Annotated in this window: 25 protein-coding genes; 18 read left to right on the top strand and 7 right to left on the bottom strand. The window is 67.9% G+C overall.

The genetic code is table 11. The features are described from left to right. Positions 1-237 precede the first annotated feature (237 nt). Genes ACIA49_RS41410 through ACIA49_RS41400 form a run of 3 tightly spaced genes read left to right on the top strand, consistent with a single transcriptional unit; the run spans position 238 to position 2,602 of the window. On the top strand, positions 238-732 hold the full coding sequence (locus ACIA49_RS41410; protein ID WP_396383854.1) for a SigE family RNA polymerase sigma factor: 495 nt from the start codon (positions 238-240) through the stop codon (positions 730-732). 29 nt (positions 733-761) lie between these two features. Continuing rightward, positions 762-1,532 carry a hypothetical protein gene (locus tag ACIA49_RS41405; RefSeq protein WP_396383853.1) on the top strand — a complete coding sequence of 257 codons (771 nt, stop codon included), beginning with the start codon at positions 762-764 and terminating at the stop codon, positions 1,530-1,532. Further along, positions 1,529-2,602 carry a hypothetical protein gene (locus tag ACIA49_RS41400; RefSeq protein WP_396383852.1) on the top strand — a complete coding sequence of 358 codons (1,074 nt, stop codon included), beginning with the start codon at positions 1,529-1,531 and terminating at the stop codon, positions 2,600-2,602. The genes ACIA49_RS41405 and ACIA49_RS41400 overlap by 4 nt, the downstream gene beginning before the upstream one ends. Here ACIA49_RS41400 and ACIA49_RS41395 read toward each other — a convergent pair. Beyond that, positions 2,599-3,075, bottom strand: a complete 477-nt coding sequence (locus tag ACIA49_RS41395) for a MarR family winged helix-turn-helix transcriptional regulator (RefSeq protein ID WP_396383851.1) — start codon at positions 3,073-3,075, stop codon at positions 2,599-2,601. The genes ACIA49_RS41400 and ACIA49_RS41395 overlap by 4 nt on opposite strands. A gap of 67 nt (positions 3,076-3,142) precedes the next feature. Here ACIA49_RS41395 and ACIA49_RS41390 point away from each other — a divergent pair, with 67 nt between their 5' ends. The 3 genes from ACIA49_RS41390 to ACIA49_RS41380 all read left to right on the top strand — a co-directional run bounded on the left by ACIA49_RS41390 (position 3,143) and on the right by ACIA49_RS41380 (position 4,884). After that, positions 3,143-4,045 carry an NADP-dependent oxidoreductase gene (locus tag ACIA49_RS41390; RefSeq protein ID WP_396383850.1) on the top strand — a complete coding sequence of 301 codons (903 nt, stop codon included), beginning with the start codon at positions 3,143-3,145 and terminating at the stop codon, positions 4,043-4,045. Between the two features lie 83 nt (positions 4,046-4,128). Continuing rightward, positions 4,129-4,302, top strand: a complete 174-nt coding sequence (locus ACIA49_RS41385; protein WP_396383849.1) for a CsbD family protein — start codon at positions 4,129-4,131, stop codon at positions 4,300-4,302. Between the two features lie 84 nt (positions 4,303-4,386). Next, positions 4,387-4,884 carry a sigma-70 family RNA polymerase sigma factor gene (locus ACIA49_RS41380; protein ID WP_396383848.1) on the top strand — a complete coding sequence of 166 codons (498 nt, stop codon included), beginning with the start codon at positions 4,387-4,389 and terminating at the stop codon, positions 4,882-4,884. Here ACIA49_RS41380 and ACIA49_RS41375 read toward each other — a convergent pair. Both ACIA49_RS41375 and ACIA49_RS41370 read right to left on the bottom strand, forming a co-directional pair. Beyond that, on the bottom strand, positions 4,881-6,449 hold the full coding sequence (locus tag ACIA49_RS41375) for a molybdopterin-dependent oxidoreductase (RefSeq protein WP_396383847.1): 1,569 nt from the start codon (positions 6,447-6,449) through the stop codon (positions 4,881-4,883). The two genes, ACIA49_RS41380 and ACIA49_RS41375, sit on opposite strands and share 4 nt — an antisense overlap. Positions 6,450-6,765: 316 nt before the next feature. After that, positions 6,766-7,620, bottom strand: a complete 855-nt coding sequence (locus tag ACIA49_RS41370; RefSeq protein ID WP_396383846.1) for a LysR family transcriptional regulator — start codon at positions 7,618-7,620, stop codon at positions 6,766-6,768. Positions 7,621-7,702: 82 nt separating this feature from the next. Between ACIA49_RS41370 and ACIA49_RS41365 the strand changes: the two genes are divergently transcribed. Next, positions 7,703-8,590, top strand: a complete 888-nt coding sequence (locus ACIA49_RS41365; protein WP_396383845.1) for an MBL fold metallo-hydrolase — start codon at positions 7,703-7,705, stop codon at positions 8,588-8,590. Here ACIA49_RS41365 and ACIA49_RS41360 read toward each other — a convergent pair. Beyond that, complete coding sequence (locus tag ACIA49_RS41360; RefSeq protein WP_396383844.1) at positions 8,579-10,189, bottom strand: right-handed parallel beta-helix repeat-containing protein; 1,611 nt, start codon at positions 10,187-10,189, stop codon at positions 8,579-8,581. The two genes, ACIA49_RS41365 and ACIA49_RS41360, sit on opposite strands and share 12 nt — an antisense overlap. A gap of 133 nt (positions 10,190-10,322) precedes the next feature. Between ACIA49_RS41360 and ACIA49_RS41355 the strand changes: the two genes are divergently transcribed. Continuing rightward, positions 10,323-12,518, top strand: coding sequence for a right-handed parallel beta-helix repeat-containing protein (locus ACIA49_RS41355; protein WP_396383843.1), 2,196 nt, complete (start codon positions 10,323-10,325; stop codon positions 12,516-12,518). Between the two features lie 192 nt (positions 12,519-12,710). Here the strand turns inward: ACIA49_RS41355 and ACIA49_RS41350 are convergent, their stop codons facing one another. Next, positions 12,711-13,823 (bottom strand): acyl-CoA dehydrogenase family protein, encoded by a 1,113-nt coding sequence (locus tag ACIA49_RS41350; protein WP_396383842.1) that lies wholly within the window; start codon positions 13,821-13,823, stop codon positions 12,711-12,713. Between the two features lie 13 nt (positions 13,824-13,836). Beyond that, on the bottom strand, positions 13,837-14,931 hold the full coding sequence (locus ACIA49_RS41345; RefSeq protein ID WP_396383841.1) for an acyl-CoA dehydrogenase family protein: 1,095 nt from the start codon (positions 14,929-14,931) through the stop codon (positions 13,837-13,839). Positions 14,932-15,213: 282 nt separating this feature from the next. Here ACIA49_RS41345 and ACIA49_RS41340 point away from each other — a divergent pair, with 282 nt between their 5' ends. Genes ACIA49_RS41340 through ACIA49_RS41295 form a run of 10 tightly spaced genes read left to right on the top strand, consistent with a single transcriptional unit; the run spans position 15,214 to position 24,676 of the window. Then, positions 15,214-16,368: a hypothetical protein gene (locus ACIA49_RS41340; RefSeq protein WP_396383840.1), complete on the top strand. Its 1,155-nt coding sequence runs from the start codon at positions 15,214-15,216 to the stop codon at positions 16,366-16,368. Between the two features lie 32 nt (positions 16,369-16,400). Continuing rightward, positions 16,401-16,586, top strand: a complete 186-nt coding sequence (locus ACIA49_RS41335; protein ID WP_391549023.1) for a hypothetical protein — start codon at positions 16,401-16,403, stop codon at positions 16,584-16,586. A gap of 1 nt (position 16,587) precedes the next feature. Next, positions 16,588-17,442 carry a RimK family alpha-L-glutamate ligase gene (locus tag ACIA49_RS41330; RefSeq protein ID WP_396383839.1) on the top strand — a complete coding sequence of 285 codons (855 nt, stop codon included), beginning with the start codon at positions 16,588-16,590 and terminating at the stop codon, positions 17,440-17,442. Next, on the top strand, positions 17,439-18,506 hold the full coding sequence (gene argC / locus ACIA49_RS41325; protein WP_396383838.1) for an N-acetyl-gamma-glutamyl-phosphate reductase: 1,068 nt from the start codon (positions 17,439-17,441) through the stop codon (positions 18,504-18,506). Before ACIA49_RS41330 ends, argC begins: the two co-directional genes overlap by 4 nt. Continuing rightward, positions 18,503-19,300 (top strand): hypothetical protein, encoded by a 798-nt coding sequence (locus ACIA49_RS41320; RefSeq protein ID WP_396383837.1) that lies wholly within the window; start codon positions 18,503-18,505, stop codon positions 19,298-19,300. The genes argC and ACIA49_RS41320 overlap by 4 nt, the downstream gene beginning before the upstream one ends. A gap of 2 nt (positions 19,301-19,302) precedes the next feature. Continuing rightward, positions 19,303-19,866 (top strand): gamma-glutamyl-gamma-aminobutyrate hydrolase family protein, encoded by a 564-nt coding sequence (locus tag ACIA49_RS41315; protein WP_396383836.1) that lies wholly within the window; start codon positions 19,303-19,305, stop codon positions 19,864-19,866. A 17-nt stretch (positions 19,867-19,883) separates the two neighbouring features. Further along, positions 19,884-20,993 (top strand): Glu/Leu/Phe/Val dehydrogenase dimerization domain-containing protein, encoded by a 1,110-nt coding sequence (locus tag ACIA49_RS41310; protein WP_396383835.1) that lies wholly within the window; start codon positions 19,884-19,886, stop codon positions 20,991-20,993. After that, the gene (locus tag ACIA49_RS41305) at positions 20,990-22,528 is read left to right on the top strand and encodes an AMP-binding protein (protein WP_396383834.1); all 1,539 of its coding nucleotides are present in this window, start codon (positions 20,990-20,992) and stop codon (positions 22,526-22,528) included. Before ACIA49_RS41310 ends, ACIA49_RS41305 begins: the two co-directional genes overlap by 4 nt. Then, entirely contained in the window at positions 22,525-23,769 is a 1,245-nt protein-coding gene (locus tag ACIA49_RS41300) for a pyridoxal phosphate-dependent aminotransferase (RefSeq protein ID WP_396383833.1), read from the top strand. The genes ACIA49_RS41305 and ACIA49_RS41300 overlap by 4 nt, the downstream gene beginning before the upstream one ends. Next, a complete protein-coding gene (locus tag ACIA49_RS41295) occupies positions 23,744-24,676 on the top strand; it encodes a hypothetical protein (RefSeq protein ID WP_396383832.1) in 933 nt (310 codons plus the stop codon). The genes ACIA49_RS41300 and ACIA49_RS41295 overlap by 26 nt, the downstream gene beginning before the upstream one ends. Here ACIA49_RS41295 and ACIA49_RS41290 read toward each other — a convergent pair. Next, on the bottom strand, positions 24,619-25,032 hold the full coding sequence (locus ACIA49_RS41290; protein WP_396383831.1) for a MerR family transcriptional regulator: 414 nt from the start codon (positions 25,030-25,032) through the stop codon (positions 24,619-24,621). The two genes, ACIA49_RS41295 and ACIA49_RS41290, sit on opposite strands and share 58 nt — an antisense overlap.

Here is a 25,032-nt window from a genome sequence, read left to right as displayed (position 1 = left end):
TCTCCAAGAAAGACATCATCCGCTGCCTCAAACGCCTCATCGCCCGCGAGATCTACTACACCCTCACCACACTTGACGATCTATAGGAGCATCCCGCGGTTAGCCCGGCTAACGTCCGAAAACACGCCGACCACGTGCTGCAGTCGTTCGGACGTTAGCGAGGGAACGCCGGGCGCGGGCTGACCCTTGGGTGTGACCTGATGGGTGGCTCAGGGCGTTGGTAAGGGTGTGACGGCGATGAGCTCCACTGAGGTCGACTTCGAGGCGTTCGCGCGGGCGAACACGCATCAGCTGTATCGGACTGCGTGGTTGCTGACGGCGGATTCGCACCAGGCGGACGACTTGGTACAGGAGACGCTCGGGAAGTTGTTCCGGGTGTGGGGGCGGGTTCGGCGGGTGGAGAAGCCGGCGGCTTATGCGCAGACGGTGCTGACTCGCACGTTCATCTCGCAACGACGGCGGCGGAGCTGGCACGAGCAGCCGACGGACGTCGTACCGGATCGGTCGGTTGATGGTGAGGATCACGAGCTGCGGCTGTTGCTCGTGCAGGCGCTGGCGGGGTTGCCGGCGTTGGATCGGGCGGTGCTCGTGCTGCGGTTCTTCGAAGATCGCAGCGTCGAACAGGTCGCGGCCGATCTCGGGAAGAGCGCCGGGGCGATCAAGAACCGGACGGCTCGGGCGCTCGTCCGGGTCCGCGCGGTCCTCGGCGACGACACCTTCATCGCTCGGTGAGCACAGTGACGAGTCAGGAGAACGACCCCATGGACACATCCGACAACCAGCTACCGCACCTGATGCGGCGCGCGACCGAGACGCTCGAGCCTGAGTATCCCGATCTGGTCGAGCGCGGGATGCGGCGCGGCGTCGTACTGCGGCGTCGGCGTCGCGTGCTGAGCGTCGCGGCCGGGGCGGCAGCGGTCGCGATGACGGTCGGCGGGATTGCCGTCGTACAGGCGAAGGTCGGGCCGCGAGCCGAGCCTCCGGTGGCCGGTTTCAACGCGCCGATACCGACGGCCGCCACCACGAAGCCGACTGCTGAGGTGTCCGCGAAGCCTCTGCCACCGCGTCCGGCCACGCCTGCCGAGACGCTGACGACGCTGCGCGGGCTGGTTCCGGGCAACCTCGAGACCTCGGGCGGGACGACCTGGGGTGACGACTTCATCGGTGCCGGTCTGCTCGTCGATGACGGGAACGGGAAGTCCTGGCTGGAGCTGAGCGGCATCAGCACGGTCAAGTACAACCCCAACTGCAGCGACGTGCCGAAGACCCAGCACTGCAAGGTCCAGCCGGACGGCAGCTTCCTCCGGACGTACCAGATGAAGGACGGCGCGATCGTCTACAACTCCGTCGTCCTGGAGTACCCGGACCGCCGCAGCCTCAGCCTGACCAGCACGAACACGCTCAGCCTGGACAAGGACGCGACACCGTCGCGCCCCGAACCACCGCTGTCCCTCGACCAGCTCGTGGAGATGGCCTACAGCAAGAGCTGGGTCTTCCCGGCCGCCAACTACGGAAAGAACCTGAACCGATGATCCTTCGCAAGACCGCACTGACCTTCGCCCTGGCCGGTGTCCTGATGACACCGGCGCTGACCGCACAGGCCGCGCTGACCTGGACCACAACGCCGACCAAGTCGCAGCCGTCGACACTGGACGCCATCGACGCGAAGGACGGCGAGACCTGGGCAGTCGGCACCGATCTGATCGACTCCTTCAGCGACACCCGGCCGCTGGCGTTCCGCTGGAACGGCACGCGCTGGATCGAGACCCCGCAGCCGGTGCGGACGAACGCGACGCTCAACGCGGTCGCCGTGGTCAGCGCCAAGGAGGTCTGGGCGGTCGGCGATGACCGCGCCGTACCGGAGCAGACCAAGCCGTTCGCGATGCGCTGGAACGGTACGGCGTGGAAGGTCGTACCGGCTCCGAAGACGCCGGCCGGATCCTTCAGCGATGTCGCGATCGGGCCGGACGGGACGCCGTGGGCGTCGGGCTGGGCGAACGTGAACGGGAGCGAACACGCCGTCGTCTACCGCTACGTGAAGGGCGCGTGGGAGCAGCTCGCCTCCGGCCTGGAGGACTCCATCAACGGCAACACCTTGACCGTGCTCTCGGCGACCAACGCGTGGCTCGGACTGAACGGCGGGATGGCGCACTTCGACGGCAAGACGTGGAAGCTCGTTGACGAGGTACCGGCTGATGGTTCGCAGATCCCCACCGACATGGTGGCGTCCGGACCGAAGAACATCTGGGCCTCTGGCGTCGCGCACACCTCGAAGGGCGAGCGACCGCTGGTGCTGCACTACGACGGCAAGGTGTGGAGCAAACTCCCCACCCCGGCGAATGCGTCGCAGCTCTACGACATCGCGCTGTACAAGGGCCAGCCGGTGGCGGTCGGTGAGAAGTTCGAAGAGTCCGACAGCACGATCATCGCGCACCCGCTCGTCCTCAGCCTGAAGAACGGTGCCTTCGTCGAAACCAGCAGCCCGGCCGCGAAGAGCGGCACGCTGACCGGCGTCGAGGCCGTCGGCAACCGCCTCTGGACCGTGGGCATGCAGAGCCAGCCCCTCAGCGACCCGACCGCACTGGCCGCCCACGCCGGCTAGTCGGGAGGCGGCAGCGTCCCGTTCGCGAGGATGTGGGCGTAGACGTTCTCGAGGGCCTCGCTGAGCGGAGTCAACAACTCCGCCGGGAGGCCCTCGAAGAACAGCGCCCGGACCTGCGCCACGTGGGCGGGCGCGGCGGCGCGAAGCGTCTCCCACCCCTCGGCGGTGAGCGTGACCTCGGTGGCCCGGCGGTCCTTCGGGGACGGCGCATGGGTGAGCAGGTTGCGGCGTTCCATCCGGCGGATGTGGTGCGAGACGCGCGAGCGCTCCCAGCCGATCAGGTTCGCGAGCGACGAGATGGTACGGCGACCGTCCGGGTCGGTGGACAGAGCCGTCAGTACGTCGTAGTCGGTGGACGACAGACCGCTGTCGGTCTGGAGCTGGCGGTTGATCTCGTAGTTCATCCGGAGCTGCACGCGCATGAACGCCAGCCACGCTCGCTGCTGGTCCGGGGTCAGCCAGAGATCCGCCACGGGAATGGATTCTTCCGCACTCCTGTTACGTGACATGTCATGTAATGCCGCGTGTCGGGAGTTTCTGATGTCTTCAGCGATTGTTCTGCCCCGTTTCGGGGCGCCCGAGGTCCTGGTGCAGTCCGAGGTCAAGCGGCCGGAGCCGGGGCCCGGGCAGATCCGGATCCGGGTGCGGGCGGCCGGGCTCAACCCGACCGATCTCAAGATCCGCCGCGGCGAACTGCCGTTCGTACCGCTTCCCGCCGTGATCGGGTACGAGGTGGCCGGCGTCGTGGACGCGGTCGGCCCCGACGTCACGACAGCCGAGGTCGGCCAAGGGGTGGCCGCCTGGCTGCCGACGCTCGGCGGGTACGGCGAGTACGTCGTCACCGATCAGTGGTCGCCGAAACCGGATGAGGTCAGCTGGATCGACGCGGCCGCCCTACCCGCCTCAGCCGAGGCCGCCGTACGGGTCCAAAGGCAGCTCAAGCTCCAGTCCGGCGAGACCCTCCTCATCCTCGGCGGAGGCGGCGCGGTCGGCGTCATCCTCACCCAGCTGGCCCTCGCCGCCGGCTTGAAGGTGATCAGCGCGAACGGTGCCAACGACGACCGGCTCCTGCGCGACCTCGGCGGCATCCCCGTCCGGTACGGCGAGGGCCTGGCCGCCAACGTTCGCGCGATCACCCCGAGCGTGGACGCCGTGGTGGACGCGGCCGGGCTCGGTGGACTCGCCGAGGCGGTCGAGCTGGCTGGTGGACCGCGCCGAGTCCTGACACTGGCCGACGCGAAGAACGCCGAACCGAACGGCGTCCTCCTCAGTACCCCAGGTCCGGACAGCGCGCCGGACGGCGTCGGCATCGTGCTGGAGTTGCTCGCGGCAGGCAAGCTCCGGCTGCGGGATTCGGTCGTCTACCCGATGGCGAAGGTCGCCGAGGCACACGCCGACCTGGAGGCCGGCCGGATCCACCGGAAGGTCGTGCTCGAGCGGTGAGCTTCACCACAGCGGATCGACCGTGACGTCTGCTCGCTTCGGCTTGTCTTCCCGATGACAACCGACCTTCGAAAGGGACGACGATGAGCTTCGCGGACAAGGCCAAGAACGCAGCCGAGGACCTGGCCGGTAAGGCCAAGGAGGCCGTCGGCAAGGTGACCGGTGACGACAAGCTCGAGGCCGAGGGCCAGGTCGACCAGACGTCGGCCGACCTCAAGGGCGCGGGCGAGAAGGTCAAGGACGCCTTCAAGCACTGAGAACAGCTCGAATCAGGGGGCGCACCGGCAACGGTGTGCCCCCTCAGCTCAACCTTCTCCAACGCCTGAGGCATCTGGGGTGGAGTGAGCACAGCAGCGCATCGAACGGCGGTGATCGAGCACTGCCTGGCGGAGCAGGAGAGTCTGCGCCGCTACGTCGCGAGTCTGATCGGGCAGGACAGTCATACGGTCGAGGATGTCGTCCAGGAGACGCTCCTGCGGGCCTGGCAGTCGGCCGACCGGATCGACTACTGGCGACGACCGGTCCGGATGTGGATGTTCCGCGTCGCGCGCAACCTGGTCATCGACCACCGGCGCCGGCACAGCCGGGTCGCCCCGACCGGCCTCACCGTCGTGGACTGGGACCGCCCGACCCTCGAACCCGATCACGCTGACCAGATCGCCGACCGGCGGCTCGTGATCAAACTCCTGCGCGGGCTCTCCCCCGCCCACCGCGAGGTGATGGCACTGCTCCATCTCCAGGGTCTTGTCGGTCCAGAGGTTGCCACGGCCCTCGGCGTACCGGTGGGAACGGTGAAGTCTCGCGCTCACCATGCCCTGCGACAGCTTCGGGCCTGTTAGGCGTCCACGCTGAAGACGACGTCATGCAGACCGGAGGAGCCGTTCGGGCGCGGCGCAGCCAGGTCGGAGGTCTGCAGTTCGCCGGCACCGTCGGTGGCGCGCACGGTCAGGCGGTGCATGCCGGGCGTCGCGTTCCAGCGGAAGGTCCATTGCCGCCAGGTGTCGATGGTGTTCTCGGCAGCGAGCTTGGCGGGCTGCCATTCGCCGTCATCGACGCGAACCTCCACCTTGCGGATGCCGCGACGCTGCGCCCAGGCGACCCCGGCCGCGACGACCGGGCCGGCCTTCAAGGTGGCGAAGCCCTTCGGGACCTCGATCCGCGAGGCGGTCTTGATCGGCGCCTCGACGGACCAGCCGCGATCGGTCCAATACGCCTTGAAGTCCTGGAACCGGGTGACCTCGAAATCCACGATCCACTTGGTGGCCGACACGTAGCCGTACAGGCCCGGGACGACCATGCGGACCGGGAAGCCGTGCTCGAACGGCAGCGGTTCACCGTTCATCGCGACCGCGAACATCGCATCGCGTCCATCGGTCAGCGCGGCCAACGGCGTACCGATGGTGAGTCCGTCGACGCTGGTCGACTTCACCGCGTCGGCGCCGGTCCGGACACCGGCCTCGGACAACAGGTCGGCGATCGGGACGCCGATCCAGCGGGCATTACCGACGTACGGGCCGCCGACCTCGTTCGAGACGCAGGTCAGGGTGATGTCGCGCTCGATCAGGCGGCGGTCCACCAGGTCAGCAAGGGAAAGACGCAGCTCCTTGTCGACCATGCCGTGGATCCGCAGCTCCCACTTGTCGGGGTCGATCCGCGGCACCTCGAGCAGAGTGTCGACACGGTAGAACTTCGGATTCGGGGTGACGAACTTGCTGATTCCCGGTACGTCGACCTGCACACCAGCCGGTACGGCGGCCGCGGGGTCACTGGGGACCGGGACCCGGAACTTTTCCCGGAGCGCGGCACCCGCGCGGACCGGGAGCACCTTCGTCGCCGACCAGCCGGCCGCACCAGCGACCGCCAGCGCGGAGACCGCGACAAGGAACCGGCGCCGGTCGAACCCCTCCGGCTGCTCCTTCTCCCGCGGCGTCGGCGACTCGAGCAGCTTCTTGGACTCGAACGCTCGCGCCACCAGATACATCGCCAGGACGGCGACGAGCAGCGTGACGAAGGCCGGCAGCAGCCGCTCCGCAATTCCGGAGGCGGCAGACCGATAGATGACCGAGAACGCGAACCCGACCAGGCCCAGCCCTGCCGCAACTCCGACGGCGATCCGCTGTCGCCGTCGACCGCCCCGGCTGGCCATCCCGCCTGCGATCGCCGCGATCACGACCAGCACCGCGCAGATCCCGATCCGCAGGATCGTCTTGTCGCTGGTCCCCAGCTCGCGCACCGCCCAGTCCTTCGCCGCACCAGGCGTGATGTCGATGACCCTGGCGCCGACCGCGTCCACCGGCCACGGGCCGCCGGTGATCGCGGCGACCAGATAGCCGATCGCCAGTGCGGCGCCCGCCGCCACAGCTCCGCCGAGCAGGCCGGCCAGTCGTACCGATCTCGTCGTCATGTCCTGCGTTCGGAGCCGACGCCGATCCGGATGGTTCGAAGGTCGCACCCATCCAGTGTCCGGCCCGTGCCGAATTAGTGGCTGGGAGCAACAATTGCTGCCGTCGCCGCTTCATCGTTCGAGTCCTGACCCGCCATCCGGACCCGAGGGCGATTCATTTCCTCGAAGGAGAAGCACATGTACCACTCCGGTCTGAACATCGTCATCGGCCTCTACGTCGAGATCAGCTCGCGCTGCAGCGGCCACGGCGGCCACTGGGGTCACGGCCTGCTCGGTCTGTTCAGCTGATCCAGCCCTTCGCGGCGCCCTCCCCGGTTCACTCCGGGGCGGGCGCCGTACTGCTGTACGCCGTGGCCGCGAGCTCGACGAAGGTGCGGATCAATGGGTTGTCGTCCGACCAAGCAGCTACCACGCGGCTGGGTGGCAGGTCGGTGACCGGTACGACGACCAGTTCGTCGGACAGGTGATGACCTAGCGGGGCCAGGCCGACGGTGCCGTTCCAGAGGACGGCCTGGATGCATTCTTGGACGGCTCGGACGATCGGTCCCTCGCGGGGTTGACCGCCGTTCCAGAAGGACTGCCAGAGCGGATCGGTACCGGGCGGGAACTGGAACCAAGGATGGTCGTCCAGGTCGGCCAGCGTTAGACGGTCCCGAGCCGCCAGCGGATCGTCAGCACGCAGTACGGCGCCCAGCGGGTCCTCGCGGAGTTCGTGGACCTGGAGGCCGGTGCGGTCGAAAGGGGCGCGGGTGATGGCGACGTCGACCAGACCTGACCGGAGGCCGCAGGTTGGGTCGGTGAGGTCGGCTTCACGGATGTGAATGGTGACGTGTGGGTGCTGGCGGCGGTAGCTGTCGGCGAGCCGGACGATGCCCGGATCGGTGCTGTCGGCGAGGATTCCGACGGTCAGGCTCGCCGACGCGGTGACGCGGGCGCGGACCTGTTCGGACTGCTCCAGAAGGTTGCGCGCCTCGATGAGGAGCGTGGCGCCGGCCGGCGTGAGCGAGACACCGGCTGCGGAGCGGTTCAGGAGCGTCGTACCGAGGTCAGCCTCAAGGAGACGGATCGCGCGACTGAGCGGCGGCTGGCTCATGTGCAGGCGGATCGCGGCGCGGCCGAAGTGCAGCTCCTCGGCGACCGCCACGAAGTAGCGCAGCGTTCGCAGGTCCATGACCAGCGATGATACCCAGCGGGTATCGGGTGCGCAGAACAAGTCTTGGACCGCGACAGCTTGGCCGTCCGACGATGGACATATGGATGACTACCCCTTCCCCGATCCGATCGTCGACGTCTCCGCCGCCCACGAAGTGGCGCGGGACCTCGTCGTGATCCCCAACCAGGACGTCGACCTCGTCCCGAACATCGGCGTGATCGGCGGCTCTGAGGCTGTGCTCGTCGTCGACACCGGGCTCGGACTGCACAACGGCGAGCAGGTGCTGAAGTTCGCCACCGAGTACGCCGCCGGCCGGCAGCTGTACCTGACCACGACTCACTTCCACCCGGAGCATGCTTTCGGAGCGGCCGCCTTCGCCGGTGCGGCGACGTACCTGGTGGACTCCGCTCAGGCGACCGATCTGGCCTCGAAATGGGATGGGACCATCGCGATGTTCACCGCGATCGCTCCGCCGGTGGCCCAGGCGCTCGACGGTGTTGAGCGACCGACGCCATCGGAGACCTACGACGGTGTGCGCGAACTCGACCTCGGCGGCCGGGTGGTGCAGCTGCGGCCGACCGGCCGCGCGCACAGCAACGGCGACCAGCTCATCGTGGTCCCCGACGTCTCTGCGGTCTTCACCGGCGACCTCGTCGAGACCGGCCAGTTCGCGATCTTCCCGTGGTTCCCGCCGCACGAGACCGATGTCTCCGGCATCCGGTGGATCGAGGTCATGCAGGAGCTGGTCGCGTCCGCACCGAAGATCGTTGTCCCCGGCCACGGTTCCGTCGGCGACACACGGCTGCTCGTCGACGTCCGCGACTACCTGATCGAGCTGCGCGACGAGACCTGGGTACGGCGGGATTCCGCCGTACCGGAGGAGACCATCGCGGCGGAGGTGCGTGCCCTCATGATTGAGCGGCACCCGGATTGGCGGCTGCCCGAGTGGATCGAGCGAGGCGTCGGCTGCTTCTGTTCAGAGCATTAGGTTGTTGCCGACGACAAGGTTCCGGACTCCCTTGGCTTCGACGAGGACTCCGCCTTCGTAGGTGTTGTCCTCGATCCGGATCGTGTCGTGGACCGGTACGTCGATGACGGTGTTCTCGGGGTGGATCAGGATGACGGGATGGTTCGGGGACGGGCGGCGGAAGGTGTTGCGGCGGATGGTCAGGTCGTGCACCGGACCGGATTCGAACCAGCTCGACGCATCACCCGAGATGAAGATCGACGCCATGTCCAGATCGTCGAAGACGTTGTCCTCGATGACCGATCGGCCGCGGGTGGTGAGCAGAATGCCGCGGGTCGGGATGTTGCGGAACGTGTTGCCGGCGATCCGGACCGCCGGGGTGTAGGTGATGTTCTCGACCGCGAACGCATCCGGATCCTTGACCACCTCCGCAGGAACGTCGCTGTCGCTGGTGATGCTCATGGTCGTCAGCGAGCGTGAGTCCCGGCCGGTCGGCCCGTCCACGGCGGTCACAACCGCTTGGCCGACCGCGCGGAGACTGGCCCGGTTGACGATCTCGAACTCGTCGCCGACGTGGAACTGCGGGAAGCCCGCGGTCTCGTTGTGCGCGTAGCGCAGGTGCAGCGTGCGGCCGTCAACCGCGGTGACCGGCAGATAGGTGCCGTGGATGTTGATCGCGTCGTCGTGCGCACCGTCGAAGGTGTTCCCGACGATCGTGACCGTCCCCTTCACACCGGACATCTGCACGAAGTCGGCGAACGCCGCCGCGATCCGGCCGGTCGACCGGTCGGCGGCGAACTCGTTGCCCTCGACCACAATGTCCTCGCTGAACTGGCCGAGGATGCCGAACCCGTGCAGGTAGCGCGCCTTCAGATTGGTGACCGCGACACTCTTCGACTGCCAGATGAATCCGGCCGCGGTGTCGCGCGTGACCTCGCGCAACGAATAGACCATTCCGAGTCCGTCCGGCGTCGTCTCGTCGCGGTAGTCGATCCGCAACCGCCGTTCACCCAGATCGGTCACCGACACGAGGTTGTCGAACAACCACGCCGGCCGGCGGCTCGCCAGGCCCGCCACGGGGTCGAACACCTGCTGCCCGGCTCCGAGCTCGTCGGTCGAGTGCCGCCAGTACGGCGTACCGTCGTACGGGCTGGGGTCCGTCATGAACGAGAGTTGGCCACCCTCGACGACGTACGGGCTGCCGGCGGGGACGGTCACGATGCGGTAGCCCGGGCCGGTCTCGATGACCGTCAGATCGACGATGCGCGGGGCCACGTGGTCGAACTCGAAGTTCGTGAGGGTCACTCGGCTGGATCCGATGACGGCGAAAAGTCCGAGTTGGCCATGCAGCTCGAAACGCGAGCCTTGACCGTCGATGGTGAGGTCGTCGATGCCCTCGACGTACAGGGCGAATCGCTTGTCCCGGAAGGCCGGATCGGCGCCGATCGTGTTCGAGAGGTATAGCTCGTGCGGGACGGCCCGGTCTGGATAGAACCGATAAGTGCCCTTCGGGAAGACCAATCGCCGGGGACCCGGAATGTTGCCCGCGGCCTCGATCACCGCGGCCACGGCCGCCGTACTGTCGGCGATCCCCGATCGGTCCGCCCCGAACTCCGTCACGTCAAGCACAGTTGATCGTACATCATATAGGAAACGTCATGACAGGAAGCGGCCAAGGTTCTGAGGAGCCCGGTCGGGTGCGGCACGGTGGCCGTCCCTGCGGCTAACGCCCCCCGAACCGCGAAGGAATCCGATGAAGAGACGACAGGTGGCCGGCGTGGCAATCGCCGGCCTGATGGTTCTTGGCCTCCCGCCCACTCTGGCCGGACCGGCGGACGCCGCCGGCCGGACGTTGACGGTCGGGAAGTCGGGAGCGCAGTACAGCACGATCCAGGCGGCGGCCGACGCGTCGCAGCCCGGCGACACGATCCTGATCTCGGCCGGTACATACCAGGAGGCGCTGAAGCCGAAGAGTGGCGCGTCCGGGCAGGAGATCGTCTACCAGGCCGCTCCCGGAGCCCGCGTCGTACTGGACGGCAACAAGACGCTGAAGTCCGGGAATGGTCTGCTCAACCTCGACGGGAAGTCGTGGTTGAGGTTCGACGGGATCGTGGTGACGAAGTCGCCGACGCACGGCGTCTACGGCAACCAGGCCAACCACATCACGTTCACCAAGTGCGAGGTGTCGTCGTCTTCCAACGGTGGTCTGGTGCTGCTGAACAGCGCCGACCTGGTCGTCGACGGGTGCGACATCCACAACAACAACGACAAGGGCACCAGCGCGGACAACGAGGCGCTGTCGATCGGGTACAGCACCCGGTTCGAGGTCCGGAACAGCCACGTGCACGACAACGGCGAAGAGGGCATCGACGTCAAGTACAGCGACAACGCCGCCGGGGTGATCCGGAACAACGTCGTGAACGACAACCGCGGGCCGAACATCTACGTCGACTCGTCCTCCGGTGTCGAGGTGAACGGCAACACGTCGTACGGCGCCAAGGAGTCGACGAAGGCCGGGATCGCGGTCGCCGTCGAGACCCTGTCGTCGTCCAAGAAGGCGCAGAACATCAAGATCCTGAACAACGTCTCCTACCGGAACGCCGGTGGCGGCATCTCGTTCTGGAAGGAGAGCAGCGGCACGATCTCGGGCATCTCGATCATCAACAACACGATCGCGAACAACCCCAAGCCGGGAATCGTCGGTGCGTCGGAGGTGAGTGGGTCCGGGAACGTCGTCCGGAACACGATCTTCGCCGGCAACGCGACCGGGATCGGCGGACCGTTCACGTCCGACCACAACCTGACCAGCGACCCGGGGTTCGTTGACCCGGGCAACGGTGACTACCACCTGCGCGAAGGCTCGGCCGCGATCGACGCCGGCAGCGCGACCGGCGCCCCGGCCGGGGACCGCGACGGCGTCGTACGGCCGCAGGGCAATGGGTACGACATCGGCGCCTACGAAGGTGCCGGCGACGGTGGCCCGACCGACCCGCCGACGGACCCGCCTGGTGATTGGGACCCGCGGCAGCCCGGCCCGTCCGACCTCTACACCGCGACCGACGGCTCGGTGAACTACTTCCGTACGGCGATCGGCGCGAACCCGCGGCTGGACTCGAACTCGGCCGCGATCGTGAACAGCATGGGCAGCAACACCCCGCGCCTGAACGGTCCCGAGTGGCAGATCACCCTGTACACCGCGAGCAACTCCGACCCGCTCTACCACCCGGAGTTCAACCAGGACTGGGGTTGCTCGGTCGGCGACGGCATCCACATTCCTGACTACGCCACCCGTGAGCTTCCCGGCGACGGCGATGCGTGGGTCGTCGTCTACAACAAGGACGACAAGACCGTGAAGTCGATCTGGGGCGCCAGCAAGAGCGGCGGCAGCTGGAACGGCGAGTGCGGTGGCACCTGGCCGGCCGCCGGTGGAGGCGGTACCGAGTCGAAGACGGCCGGTGTCGGTAACGGCGCCGAAGTTCAGGCCGGTGCCGGCTTCATCCTGAACAGCGAGATCGCGACCGGAAAGATCGAGCACGCGCTCGCCTTCACCTCCCGCACGACCTGCGGCAACTTCCGCAAGCCGGCCGGCAAGTCCGATGGCAGCACCGGCGGCGCCTCCTGCGTCCCGATGGGAGCCCGCCTCCAACTCGACCCGTCCGTCAACTGCGCCGGCCTGTCCGGAGCCTCAGCCGGCGAGAAGATGATCTGCGTCGCCCTGCAAACTTACGGCGGCTACGTCCTCGACAGCGGCGGCCCCGGCCCCATCAGCGGCATCGGCATCGCCGGCGACGACCTCACCGACCCCAACCGCGCCCCCTGGCAAACGCCCGGCAACGGCATGCGCTCCGGCGGCATCCTCAACAAAGTAGGCCTCGACGGCTCCACCGCCGCCCTCAGCCACATCCCCTGGACCAAACTCCGAGTCCTAGCCACCTGGAACGGCCAGTAACCCATCGCCAACCTAACGTCCGAACGATCGGAGAGCCCGTCTCCGGTCCTTCGGACGTTACGACGAGCGCGAGACTAACGTCCGAACGATCGGAGGGCCCGCCTCCGGTCCTTCGGACGTTGCGAGGGGCTGGTCGGGGCTGGGGAAGCAGACCGGCCGGGGGTGGGGCGGGACCTCGGCCGGTCTGCTGGATCAGAGGGTGGGGCGGTAGGTGGCGGGGGTTTGGGTGAGGTTCTCGGCTAGTTGTTCGCGGAGGCGGTTGGTGGCGAAGGCGCCTACTACGTTCATCTGGGCGTCTCGGTAGTGGCGTTCTACTTCGTGGCCGATGGTGACGCCGGTGGCGCCGTGGATCTGGACGGCGCGTTGGGTGATCTCGACCGCCGTCTCGGTGGCGTAGACCTTGAGCATGCCGATCAGCTCTTTGGCGGAGTGGCCGGCGACGCGTTCAGTGGCGGCTCGGAGGGCCAGGACGCGGGCGGCGTCGAGTTGGGCGCGGGATTCGGCCAGCTGGGCTTGGACGCCTTCCATGTGGCCCAGGGGGCGACCGAAGGAGACGCGTTCCCGTGCGTGCTGGACCGAGGCGGCCAGGGCTGATTCGGCGGTGGCGATGGCGGCGACGGAGACGAGGAGCCAGCCCCAGGTCATGCCTTCGGCGAGTTCGGTGAAGGGGACGGGGATGACGTTGGCCTCGTCGATGTGGGCGTCGGTGTAGACGATGCCGCCCCAGGGCATGCCGCGCAGGCCCATGTGGGGGATGTCGTAGCGACGGACGCCGGGTTGGTCGAGCTCGACGAAGGCCAGGCACCATTCGGGACCGTCGTCGCCCTCAAGGCGTTCACGGCGGGCGAGGGTGACGGCGATGTCGGCGCGGGGTGCGTTGGTGATGCGGGACTTCTCGCCGCTGATGTTGAACCCGTCGCCCGTACGGCGTACCAGGGTCTGATAGGTGGACGCGTCACTCCCGGCCGCGGTCTCGACGATCGCGAACGCAGCAAGGCGTTCACCGGTGACGAGCGACCGAACCAGGTCGTGGTGCTTCTCGTTGCCGTACGTGCGCAGCAGATTGCCGCACAACAGAGCCGAGACCGTAGCAGTCCAATAAGTCCCGGAGCAGGCACGAGCGAGCGACTCCATGGCAGCAAGCTGCGCGGCGGCATCTCCGTCGCTACCACCGAGCGAAGCCGGGTGGAAGACGCCGAAGTAGCCGCTGGCAACGAGTTCCTGCCAGTTCTCGACGGGGATCGAGCCGGTGGCGTCGACCTGGGCGGCGCGGGCAGCGATGCCCGCGAAGGATGTGGTGGTCATGAGGTCCTCACGGTCAGCCGAGGTTGAGGAGGGCGGCGGCGATGGTGGGGCGCAGATGCTCGGCGCCGCTGGAGACGAAGAAGCGGGCGTCGCGGTGGGCGCGGTCGACCAATTGCCCTTCGTCAGGAGCGGCGGGACCGACGAGGTCGGCAGCTGCTTCAGTGACGGCCCGTACGGCGCTTGTGGTGAAGAGCCGGGCAGCGGCGGCGTCCTCGTAAACCCTGGCGGTCGGCTCGTCGAGACTGGCAGCGACCTGAGCGAGCAGCCCGCCGACGAGTTCGTTCTGAATGGCCAGATCAGCCAGCGTGAACCGAGCCGACTGCGAATGCCCAAGCGGAGCATCGAAAACCTCCCGAGTGCGAACTGCCTCCAGTGCGTCGCTCTCCAGAGCGCGGAGAACCCCCAACCACGCAGCGCTGACGAAAACCCAATCCAGTACGGCGAGCAGCGGCTCAACCTCCGTCGCCGCAGAACCCACCCCACCCAGTACGGCGGAAGCCGGCACCTGGCAGTCCTCCAGAACGACGCGCCCCCACGGGCAAGTGCGCAGCGCTGCCGGAGTCGTCTCGTCGACCCGCAGACCCGGCGTGTCAGCGTCAACCAGGAAGGCGGTCCGGGACCCGGTGCTGTGCTCGGCGATCACCAGGAAGTGATGCGCTTTAGGGCCTAAGGCAACCAAATCCACCGAACCGGAGAGCAGCCACTTATCAGCCGCCGCCCGGACCTTCACCGCACCCCCAAGCAACGACAACCCACCGATCCACTCACCGGCAGCGATCGGCGGCAGATAACGCTCGCGCTGCGCAGCCGTCCCGAACACCCGCAGCGGCACAGTCACCAGAACCGCGTGCGTAGCAACAGCAAGAGCGAGCCCAGGATCCTGCGAGCCCTCCCCCAACGCTGCCAGCAACGCACTCGTCTGTACGGCGGTCATCCCGCCGCCGAAGGTGCCCGGAACCGTCAGGGCCTTGAACAAGGTCTCGTCCCATTCGCGGTGCCGGTCGCGGGCAGCGACGGTCGGGCGCGCGAGATGGCCGGCCAGCTGCCGCACCTGCTCGATCAGCACCGCGGCGTCACCACCACCGGTCCCAGGGAATTTCGGAAACACAATGCATCCCTTTCCCTTCACAATGGATTTCGAAAAACCGTAACCGGGATTCCCCGGCAGCCCCGGAAGCATCACAGAAAACCACCGCTCGGCAAATTTCGACACGTGCTCTCGCGCAGGCTCACAACGCTCCACAATCCTTGACACGGACCTCCTTGCCGCACCTGGCCCGGCGCCCGCAAGGTGGTGAACAGCTCGCGAAGCCGCCCCGCTCTCCACAGCCGAGGCTGCCCCGCGACCACCGCCCATCAGCAGCCGAAGGACCGAGGGAGCACAAACGCAATGGAGCCAGCAGTCAATTCCGACGACGGGCAGGAAATCCGGCCCCGCTTGTCCGACGCCACCTTGCGGGATTCCGCGCACATGGCCGGCGTCGAATTCGGGCCGCAGGACGCCGCCGTCATCGCCGACCTCCTGGTGAAGACCGGGATCGAGCTCGTCGAGGTCGGCATGATCTCGGGCCCGAACAGCAAGGACGCGGACCTGATCGAGGCCACCCACGCGGCGATCGGCCCGGAGCGCAGCATGTCGCTCGTGGTGGTCCGCGACCGCCAGCAGGTCGCGACCGCGCTGGACGAGGCGCAGCGACTCGGCGTCCACCACATCATGTACTCGATCCCGACCTCGGAGCAGCACGCCAAGCTCAAGCTCGGATCGCCCAGCCCGCGCTTCCTCGAGGCGCTCGCGAAATCCGCCATCACGCAAGCCAAGGACCGTGGTTTCCACGTCACGTTCAGCGGTGAGGACGGCGCCCGGACGCCGAAGGAGCGCCTGGTTCCCTACGTGACCGCGGGATTCGCGGTCGGCGCCGACCGGTTCCGGGTGGCCGAGACCGTCGCCTACCTGTCGCCGTGGCAGATGCAGGACCAGATCGCGAGCCTCACCGAGATCGACGGCGCGGAGATCGAGATCCACTCCCACAACATGCTGGGGATGGCCGTGGCGAACTCGCTCGCCGCGGTCCGCGCCGGCGCCCGGTGGATCTCGGCGACCGTCGGCGGGATCGGCGAGCGCGGCGGCAACGCACCCCTGGCCGAGCTGCTGATGGCACTGCGCATCGTGCACGGCGACCACCGCTTCGACCTGTCGCACCTGACCGAACTGTCCCGGGTCGCACTGCACGGCGCCGGCCTCGGTACGGCGTTCCAGTCCGGGCCGACGTCACCGCACGCCTTCGCCTATGAACTGCCGGGCCAGCTGACGAACCCGGAGGCCTACGAAACGCTTCCGGCGGAATTGGTCGGCAATTCCCGCGAATTGCTCGTCCGGACCCGTCTCACCCCCGCACTGGTGAAATGGGCGCTCAACGATTCCGGCCTCACGGTGAATGTCGACGAATTCACCCGGTGGCTGATCAACCGGCAGGAAGAGACCGGCCGGAACCTGCTCGACCGCGACGGCATCCGCAAGGCCGCCGTCGATTTCCAGTACGCCTGAATCTTCCTACTCATTCCCTTGGAGTTCACCACATGTCCACCGCCACCGTTTCCGGCGTCTGCCCCGAGTGTGAGACCGACCTGACCGTTCCGGCCCTCGTCACCGGCGAGACCTTCTCCTGCCCCGAGTGCATGCTGACGCTGCGCGTCGAGGGCATCGACGACGGCCAGCTGCGGCTGTCGATGGTCGAGGTGCAGTTGCGCGACTGGGGTCAGTGAGATGCCGACCAGGTCCATCGCGATCGTCGCGGACCGGATCGCCTGGGAGGAGCGGCAGCTGATCCAGGCCGGGCCTGAGCTGGGCCTGGCCGTCGAGTGGATCAACGACGAGTCGCTCTGCCTGGGCAATCCGGACACCTCGGCGCTGGCCGGCTTCGACGCCGTCCTGCTGCGCAGCCGCAGCTATACCCGGGGCGGCCTGATCGCCACTCTGGCCGAGGAGTCCGGCACCCGGGTGATCAACTCGGCGCACGCCATCAACCTGTGTGAGAACAAGGCGGTCCTGCGAACCGCGCTGCGGGCAGCCGGGATCCCGGTCCCGGAGTTCCGGATGGTGTTCTCCCGCTCAGACTTCGCCAAGGCGCTCACCGCGTTCGAGCTGCCCGTGGTCCTCAAGCCCGTGTACGGCGGAATGGGTAAGCGGGTCACGTTGATTCGCGACTCCGATCTCGCCAACTCCGTCTACGACTACGTCGAGGACCTCGGCCACGCGTTCGAGCAGGCCTGCCTGGTCGAACCGTTCCTGGCCGGCGGTGCCTCGGTGCGCTGCCTGGTCGTCGGTACCGAGCTGGTCGGCGTCGCCGAGTTCAGCACCGGTGGCGAGGACTGGCGCAACAACGCGGCCCTCGGCAACACCAGTCACGCCGCGTCGGACGACCCGTACGTCGCCAAGATCGTCAGCGGCGTCCTGGACGTCCTCGGCCCCGGCATCTACGGCGTCGATCTCTTCCGTACGCCGAAGGGCTACGTGGTCAACGAGGTCAACCACGCACCGGGCTTCCGGGGCGTGGCCACCGCGACCGGGGTCAACGTAGCCGTAGCCATCGGCAACTATCTCGAGGAGGCCCTCTCATGACACGGCGCATGATCCGGGCCGGAATCGTCGGCGCCTCCGGGCTGGCCGGCGGCGACCTGATCCGCCTGATCGTCCAGCATCCCGAGCTGGAGCTCACGTTTCTGGGCGGCTCGTCCAACCTCGGCCGCCGCCCGGCCGAGCTGCACCCCGGCCTCCGGATGGATCTCGGCCTCACCGTCGAGGCCGTGACGGAGGACGTCGCCGAGAAGGTCGACGTACTGTTCCTCGCTACTCCCGCGCCGGTGTCAGCTGAACTCGCCCAACTGCTGGCCGACAAGGGCCCCACGATCATCGACCTCAGCGGCGCCTTCCGGATCCGTACCCCGGAGCTCCACGATCGCTGGTACCCGAAGGTCAACCGCAGCACCGAGCTCGCCGACCGTTTCGTGTACGGCGTTCCCGAGCTCATCGCCGACCAGCTCCCACAAGCGAGCCTGATCTCGCTGCCCGGGTGCTACGCCACGTCCATCACCCTGGCCCTCGCCCCGCTCACACTCGAACTGGGCCTGGACCTGAAGACGGTCGTGATCGACGGCAAGAGCGGTTCCAGCGGTGGTGGTCTGTCGATGCGCAAGACAGACCTGCACCCACTCCGCAACGGCGCGATCGCCCCGTACTCCCCCACCGGTCACCGCCATGCCGGTGAGGTCCGGGACTTCTTCGAGCGCGCCAAGCCCGGAACCATCGGTTCGCTGTCGATGTCGGCGTACGGCGTCTCGCACGTCCGCGGCCTGATGACGAGCAGCTACGTCTTCACCGACGACGAGGTGAACCAGCGCGACCTGCACCGGGCGTACACCCGCTTCTACAAGGGCAAGCAGTTCGTCCGGGTCCGGCGGCACAACGAAACGCTGATCCCGGTCCCGGATCCCCAAGCCGTGCTGGGTTCCAACTACTGCGACGTGACCGTCCTGTACGACGAAGAGGCCCAGCGGATCGTCGCTCTCGCGGCCCTCGACAACCTGGTCAAGGGCGCGGCCGGCCAAGCGATCCAGGCCGCCAACCTGCGGTTCGAACTGCCCGAGGAGTCGGGCCTGACCATGCAGCCGGTGATGCCCGCATGAACGAGATTCCGACTGTCATCAAGCTCGGCGGGAGCGTTCTCGACGATCTCGCCGGCGACTGGTGGAACGACCTGGCCGTGCACGCGGCCGAGCACCCCGTCGTACTGGTGCATGGCTGGTCGAAGCCGCTCAAGCAGCTCAGCTCGCGCTACAGCGACCCGTCCGCGATCCTGCGGGATCGGTACGGAAACCAGAGCCGCTGGACCACCACCGAGGTGATCGAGGACATCAAGACGGTCAGCACGGTGATGGCCGACGACGTCGCCACCCGGCTCGAGTACCGCGGCATCACGCTCGAGCGGAAGCTCGGCAGCGACGGTCTCGTGTACGCCGGACCTGGCGAGCGCTGGTGGTGGCAGGGCAAGCAACTGGTGGAGCTGGAGAACCTGGTCGGTCCGATCACCAAGGTCGAACCGACCGTGCTCAAGAACCTTCGGCCCGGCCACGTCTACCTGGTGACTCCCCTGGCCAGGAACGACGAAGGCCAAGAGGTCAACACCGATGCCGACCGCGCGGCCGCCGCCATCGCGGGTGCCATCGGGGCCACCAACCTCGTCCTGGTCACCGACGTCGAGCACCTGCTGATCGACGACCAGCCGGTCTCCCGGATCGATGCCGACGCGGCCGCGGCCTTCCGCGACAAGGGCGCCACCGGCGGGATGCGCAAGAAGCTGCGGGCCGCCGGCGAGGCCCTGGAGCAGGGCGTGGCCGAGGTCGTCATCGGCAGCGCGCCGGTCTCCGACCTGCTGGCCGGCCGGACCGGAACTGTCATCACGAGAGCGAAGGAGCAGTGACCGTGGCGCAACCCCGCGTACTGGTCGTCAACAACAAGACCCTGTCGCTTCCCCAACTGCGCAAGCGGTTCGAGGACCTCGGTGCGGCGACCGATGTGGTCACCAGCACCGAGGTGCCCGCGAAGCTCGACGGCCGGCACCAGGCGATCGTGCTGAGCGGCACCAAGGTCCGGGCCTACGACACCGAGTACTACAAGCCGCTGATCGACCTGGTCATGACGTCGGACGTCCCGGTCTTCGGGATCTGCGGCGGCATGCAGATCATCGCCGTCTCCCAGGGCGGCGAACTGGCCGAGGGGCCGCAGCGGGTCGGCGGGCACGACGCCGAGGTGGACAAGAGCGAGGCCCTGTTCACCTTCGTGAAGCCGACCGTGACGGTCTTCCATCGGCACACCCTCTACCTGCGGGCGGCCCCGGCCGGCTTCCGGTCGATCGGCCGGTCCGAGCACGCCCCGGTCGAGTTCCTGCGCTCCGACGACGGCCGGATCTTCGGATCCCAGGCCCACCTGGAGTTCCGCGACGACGGCCGGGAGATCCTCCGCGGCTTCGCCCAAACCTTCCTCTAACCCCAAAGGACATCGGCATGACTGAGCACGACAAGCCCGCCCTCACCGTGCACCTGAACGGTGCCGGAGGCAACCTCCAGGGCTGGGTGGTCATCGACTCCCTGTACGACGGCCTGGCGATGGGCGGCACCCGGATGACCACCGGTGTCACCGAGGAAGAGGTCGCCGGCCTGGCGCGCGACATGACCCACAAGTTCACCCTGGCCGGGCTGCCGATCGGTGGCGCGAAGGCCGGGATCGTCTCCGACGGCACCGACCGGGAGACGACGTTCAAGACCTTCGGTCGGACCGTGAAACCCTTGCTGCACGGGGGAATCCACCTGGGCATCGACATGGGCGTCACCCCGGCCGACCGGGCGATCTTCTTCGAGGAGGCGAAGTACGACCCGCGCTACCGCCTCGGTGCCCCGGATATGCCGATCGACTGGCGGACGTACTACGAGCCGCTGATCGACTGCACCGGCCACGGTGTCGGTGTCGCGGCGGTCACCGTGTTGGAGGCCAGCGGCCGCAAGCAGGCACGAGTCGTCGTCCAGGGCTTCGGCGCGGTCGGCCGTGCGGTTGCGCAGTTCCTGGAGGCTCGCGGTCACGTGGTCGTCGGCGTCGCCGATATCGACGGCACGATCAGCGCTGACCGGCTGCCGGTCGACGCCCTGATCGCGATCACCGACGAGTTCGGCCGCATCGACCGGACGAAGCTCCCGGACGGCGTGACCCAGTCGAACAGCTCGGATGCGTGGCTCGATGTCGACGCGGACCTGCTGATCCTCGCGGCACAGAAGCGCGCACTGAACGACGAGAACGTGCATCGGCTCCGCGCCGAACTCGTTGTCGAGGGCGCCAATATCGCCTCCACACCGGTCGCGCAGGAGAAGGCTCGCGCGGCGGGCGCCGTACTGGTGCCGGGTGTGATCGCCAACATCGGCGGCGCCGGTTCCGCGGCGCTGGCCGTCACTCGGGTGGTCCCGTTCGACCTGGAGGCCGAGGCGCGCAAGGCGTGGGTCTTCGACTGGATCGGCAACCGGGTCAAGCTGAACACCGAGGCCCTGTTGGAGATTGCCAAGGCCGGCGCAGGCGACCCGCTGCCCGAGCTCCTCGCCGTACGACGTGCGGAGCGTGGGCGATGACCGAGGAGTACCGGCGTCGCGGTTGGTGGCGGGACGACACCTTTCTCGACGACCTGCGCAAGCAGGCTCGGGAGCGGCCCCGCAAACTCGCCATCGCCGGGCGCCGCCTTGAAGAGGCGCACACCGACACGCTCGACTACGCGGAGCTGTCCAAGCTGACGGACCGGTTCGCGGGAGCCCTTCTCCAGCTGGGGATCGAGCGTGGCGACCGGGTCGCCGTACAGGCGCCGAACCGGTGGGAGATCGTGCCGCTGATGTTCGCGACCATGGCGGTCGGCGCGGTCATCGTGCCGATCGCCCCGGAATGCGTGGGTGACGAACTACACCACCGGCTCGCGCTCACCGAGGCAAAGGTGTTGATCGCAACAGATGAGAGTCCCGACCTGGAAGTCGAGCAGTTGTTCCTGCTCGACAGCCAGGAGTTCCACGACCATTTCATCGGTACCCGCTGGGAGGAGACGACCGACCTGACGGGTCGTCAGCTCCAACCGGACGAGCCGTTCGTCGTCCTGTTCACCTCCGGCACGACGGGTTTCTCCAAGGGCGTTGTCCACAGTCAGAACACCGTGCATTCCGGCGTACGGGGTTATGTGGACGCGTTCATGCTCAGTGACGACCTGGTCGTCGCGAACACCACGCCGCTGGTGCACTACTCGGGCTTCGGCCAGGGCGTGCTCGCCAGCGTCTTGCTCGGCGGGACAGTCGCCTTCCAGGACGGTCCCGACAAGGCTGGCCTGCTGGACCTCGTGGAGCGCTATCGCGCCACGCTTCTGTACGGTCCCCCTCCAACCCTCAGTGGTGTTGCACGGGTCCAGCAGGCCGATCCTCACGACGTCTCCAGCCTCCAGCACACGGTCACCGGCGCGGCGCCGGTGCTCCAGGGGCTGGTGGACGAGATGCGGTCGACCTTCGGGTCGCGCACCTACTCGGTGTGGGGAATGTCGGAGTTCGGGCCGATCACGATCAGCCGGCTCGACTACGACCGCGACTGGGCTGCCCGCAGTCACGGCCGGCCGATCGATGCGATGGAGATTCGGATCGACCTCTGCCACGACCCGTCGAAGCGTGCACCGGTCGGTCGGTTGCGGGTCCGGGGTGCGTCCCAGGCGCTCGGGTACTTCAAGCAGCAGGACGTCTTCGACGCCGAAGTGAACGAGGACGGCTGGTTCGACACCGGTGACGTGGCGCGTGAGGACGGGCGCGGCGGGATCCGGATCCTCGGCCGGGCCAAGGACACCATCGTCCGCGACGGCATCGTCGTACCGATGGCTGAACTGGAAGCCGTCATCTCCCAGCACCCCAAGGTCACCGAGGCCGCACTCGTCGGTACGACAGGTCAGGTCGACGACCCGATCCTGGCGGTGGCCGTTGCCCACGGCAACACTCGGCCGACACTGCAGGAGATCCAGGCGCACCTTCGGAGTGCCGGTCAGGACGAGCGGTTCTACCCCGAGCGGCTCGAGGTCGTCGACATGCTGCCGAAGACGTTGACGGGCAAGGTCCGCAAGATCGAGCTCCGAAAGCTCTACGCATGACAGTGACGATGTCCGCCACGCTGGCCGCCGACGAGGAGTTCGAACGTCGGCGGCTGGCCGGGGAGCGCGTGCTGTTCCTGGCTACCGGTGAGATCGGGCTACCCGTTCTGCCGGAGCTTCGCGAGCACCTGATCGCTGCAGCCGGTCGCAACGCTTATGGACCGGTCGCCGGCTCACACGACGTGCGGTTGGCAGCCGCGGGCTACTGGAACCGCCGTGGGCTGCCGACCGATCCGGCCGACGTGGTCTGCGGTCCGGGGACGAAACCGCTGCTGTTCGCACTGATGATGGCAGTCGGCGGCGACGTCGTCGTACCGGTTCCGACCTGGGTGAGCTATGCCGCGCAGGCTCAGCTCGGCGGGTTGAAGTCGATCGCGGTCCGCACGCGCCCCGGCGAGGGCGGCGTACCGGATCCGGCCGAGCTTCGGGTCCAGGTGCTCAAGGCACGAGCAGCTGGAGGGAATCCGCGCAGTGTCGTAGTGACGCTGCCGGACAACCCGACCGGCACGATCGCCACGCCGGAGACGGTTCGTGAGCTCGCCGACGTGGCGCGCGAACTCGACCTGGTGATCATCTCCGACGAGATCTACTGCGACCTCGCTTACGCCCCGGCCGTCTCACCTGCGGTCTACGCACCGGAACGAACAGTCGTCACCACCGGCCTGACCAAGAACCTCGCCGTCGGTGGCTGGCGGCTCGGCGTGGCCCGGCTACCGACCGCCGAACTCCGCACGCGGCTCATCAGCATCGCCAGTCAGATCTGGTCGAGTACGGCGGCCCCTGTCCAGGCGGCGGCTGCGTACGCCTTGGCCGAACCGCCCGAGGTGGTCGAGCGAGTCGCCGCATCACGCCGGTTGCACGAACGCGTCGTACGGCGAGTGGCCGAGGTCTTCACCTCAGCCGGCGCGGAGCTCGCGCCGGTGCAGGCCACCTGCTACCTCTACCCGGACTTCGCGCCCCTCCAGCTCGGCATCAACGGCACTGAACTCACCGAGCTACTCAGCACCAAGTACGGCGTCGCCCTGCTCCCCGGCACGGCCTTCGGCGAACCCCAGCACTCACTGAGGATTCGGGCCGCCACCAGCCGCCTGTACGGCGAGACGGACGCGGAACGCCTCGCCGCACTCCACGCGCCGGACCCCCTCACCCTGCCCTGGATCAAGGCATCCATCGACCGCCTGACCGAAGTCATGGCCGAACTAACCAAGGAGAGCAATGTCCACCGTCATCTTCGAAGTTGAGTACCGCGGGCAGCGCTACGCGGGCGTGGGGCTGCCGTCCGATGCGCCGGTCACCCTGTTCCCGGTCGCCGAGGACCAGCTACGGAACGCCGTACTGGCCGGTGGCGGCACGCAGGCGCTCCTCGACTCGCTGACCTCCGGGACCGACACGGTCACGGTCGCGGCCGACGACCCCGAGCTGCACTTCCTGCCGCCGCTGCTGCCGGCCTCGAACAACTCGCTCGTCACCGGGTTCATGGGCACGCATCGCTCCAAGTTCCCGGCGCCGCCGGCGCCGGACGAGGAGTTCAAGGCGCCGAACTGGCTGATCAAGGGCTTCGGGTCCTGGCTCGAGACCAACGGCGGTCCGCTGACCGTTCCGTTCACCTCGCAGGAACTGCTCGAGGAGCCCGAGGTCGGGCTGGTCTTCGTCAACGACGAGGACGGCAACCCGCACTACGCCGGCTACACGTTCGGCAACGACCTGAACGACATCGGGCTGCACCTGCAGAACCCGTGGGGCTGGACGCCGTACGCGAAGCTCTGCGACACCTCGCTCACGCCGTGGCTGTTCCTCGGCGAGCCGCCGACCACGGTCACCGGGCAGATCATCATCGAGCGCGAGGGTGAGGTGGCCTGGAAGGGCGACTTCTCGGCCGGCGCGGACTCGATCTTCCAGCGCGTCCCGGACATGGTCGACAACCTCTTCTCCTACGCCGGGATGCGACGACCGGGGTTGGTCAACTACCTGCTGCTCGGGTCGGACAAGGCCAGCTGGCACGCGGGTTTCCGGATCGCCGACGGCGACCGGATCGTCTTCGACATCGCCAGCCACGGCGTCGTCCTCGCGAACGACGTCGTGTACGCCGCTCAGGCGGTGACGACGGCCTCGGCCGAGTTCGGGGTCTGGGGGGCGCCCTCTGCCTGAGCCTCCCGGACCGCCACCAGGTACTCGGTGATGGCGGCGCGGTTGCGCTCGAGGAAGCGGATGCGCTCGGCCATCCGGTCCCGTTCGCCTTCGAGGAGCGCGATCGTCTCCGCGGTGGGGGCGGAGATCCGGATGGCCCGCGGGGTGTCCATACACGGCAGGACCTCCCGGATCACCCGGGTCGGCAGGCCGGCGTCCAGCAGGCCGCGGATCTGGATCACCTTGTCCACACAGGACTCGGCGTAGTCCCGGTACCCGTTCGCGGACCGCTGGGAGCCGATCAGCCCCTGCTCCTCGTAGTACCGCAGCAACCGCCGGGACGTCCCGGTCCTGTCCGCCAAGGTTCCGATCCGCAT

The sequence above is a fragment of the Kribbella sp. NPDC051587 genome, from assembly GCF_044453945.1.
Taxonomy (GTDB): domain Bacteria; phylum Actinomycetota; class Actinomycetes; order Propionibacteriales; family Kribbellaceae; genus Kribbella.
Note: the sequence above shows the minus strand (reverse complement) of the source record. Positions and strands in the feature narration are given on the sequence as shown.

What these genes read in the sequence shown, in the direction of transcription:
- ACIA49_RS41375 (WP_396383847.1), bottom strand. Translation starts at nt 6,449, where the DNA reads ATGACGACGAGATCGGTACGACTGGCCGGCCTGCTCGGCGGAGCTGTG.
- ACIA49_RS41405 (WP_396383853.1), top strand. Translation starts at nt 762, where the DNA reads ATGGACACATCCGACAACCAGCTACCGCACCTGATGCGGCGCGCGACC.
- ACIA49_RS41340 (WP_396383840.1), top strand. Translation starts at nt 15,214, where the DNA reads ATGGAGCCAGCAGTCAATTCCGACGACGGGCAGGAAATCCGGCCCCGC.
- ACIA49_RS41290 (WP_396383831.1), bottom strand. Translation starts at nt 25,032, where the DNA reads ATGCGGATCGGAACCTTGGCGGACAGGACCGGGACGTCCCGGCGGTTG.
- ACIA49_RS41365 (WP_396383845.1), top strand. Translation starts at nt 7,703, where the DNA reads ATGGATGACTACCCCTTCCCCGATCCGATCGTCGACGTCTCCGCCGCC.
- argC (WP_396383838.1), top strand. Translation starts at nt 17,439, where the DNA reads ATGACACGGCGCATGATCCGGGCCGGAATCGTCGGCGCCTCCGGGCTG.
- ACIA49_RS41335 (WP_391549023.1), top strand. Translation starts at nt 16,401, where the DNA reads ATGTCCACCGCCACCGTTTCCGGCGTCTGCCCCGAGTGTGAGACCGAC.
- ACIA49_RS41300 (WP_396383833.1), top strand. Translation starts at nt 22,525, where the DNA reads ATGACAGTGACGATGTCCGCCACGCTGGCCGCCGACGAGGAGTTCGAA.
- ACIA49_RS41350 (WP_396383842.1), bottom strand. Translation starts at nt 13,823, where the DNA reads ATGACCACCACATCCTTCGCGGGCATCGCTGCCCGCGCCGCCCAGGTC.
- ACIA49_RS41370 (WP_396383846.1), bottom strand. Translation starts at nt 7,620, where the DNA reads ATGGACCTGCGAACGCTGCGCTACTTCGTGGCGGTCGCCGAGGAGCTG.
- ACIA49_RS41385 (WP_396383849.1), top strand. Translation starts at nt 4,129, where the DNA reads ATGAGCTTCGCGGACAAGGCCAAGAACGCAGCCGAGGACCTGGCCGGT.
- ACIA49_RS41305 (WP_396383834.1), top strand. Translation starts at nt 20,990, where the DNA reads ATGACCGAGGAGTACCGGCGTCGCGGTTGGTGGCGGGACGACACCTTT.
- ACIA49_RS41400 (WP_396383852.1), top strand. Translation starts at nt 1,529, where the DNA reads ATGATCCTTCGCAAGACCGCACTGACCTTCGCCCTGGCCGGTGTCCTG.
- ACIA49_RS41355 (WP_396383843.1), top strand. Translation starts at nt 10,323, where the DNA reads ATGAAGAGACGACAGGTGGCCGGCGTGGCAATCGCCGGCCTGATGGTT.
- ACIA49_RS41320 (WP_396383837.1), top strand. Translation starts at nt 18,503, where the DNA reads ATGAACGAGATTCCGACTGTCATCAAGCTCGGCGGGAGCGTTCTCGAC.
- ACIA49_RS41295 (WP_396383832.1), top strand. Translation starts at nt 23,744, where the DNA reads ATGTCCACCGTCATCTTCGAAGTTGAGTACCGCGGGCAGCGCTACGCG.
- ACIA49_RS41410 (WP_396383854.1), top strand. Translation starts at nt 238, where the DNA reads ATGAGCTCCACTGAGGTCGACTTCGAGGCGTTCGCGCGGGCGAACACG.
- ACIA49_RS41310 (WP_396383835.1), top strand. Translation starts at nt 19,884, where the DNA reads ATGACTGAGCACGACAAGCCCGCCCTCACCGTGCACCTGAACGGTGCC.
- ACIA49_RS41330 (WP_396383839.1), top strand. Translation starts at nt 16,588, where the DNA reads ATGCCGACCAGGTCCATCGCGATCGTCGCGGACCGGATCGCCTGGGAG.
- ACIA49_RS41390 (WP_396383850.1), top strand. Translation starts at nt 3,143, where the DNA reads ATGTCTTCAGCGATTGTTCTGCCCCGTTTCGGGGCGCCCGAGGTCCTG.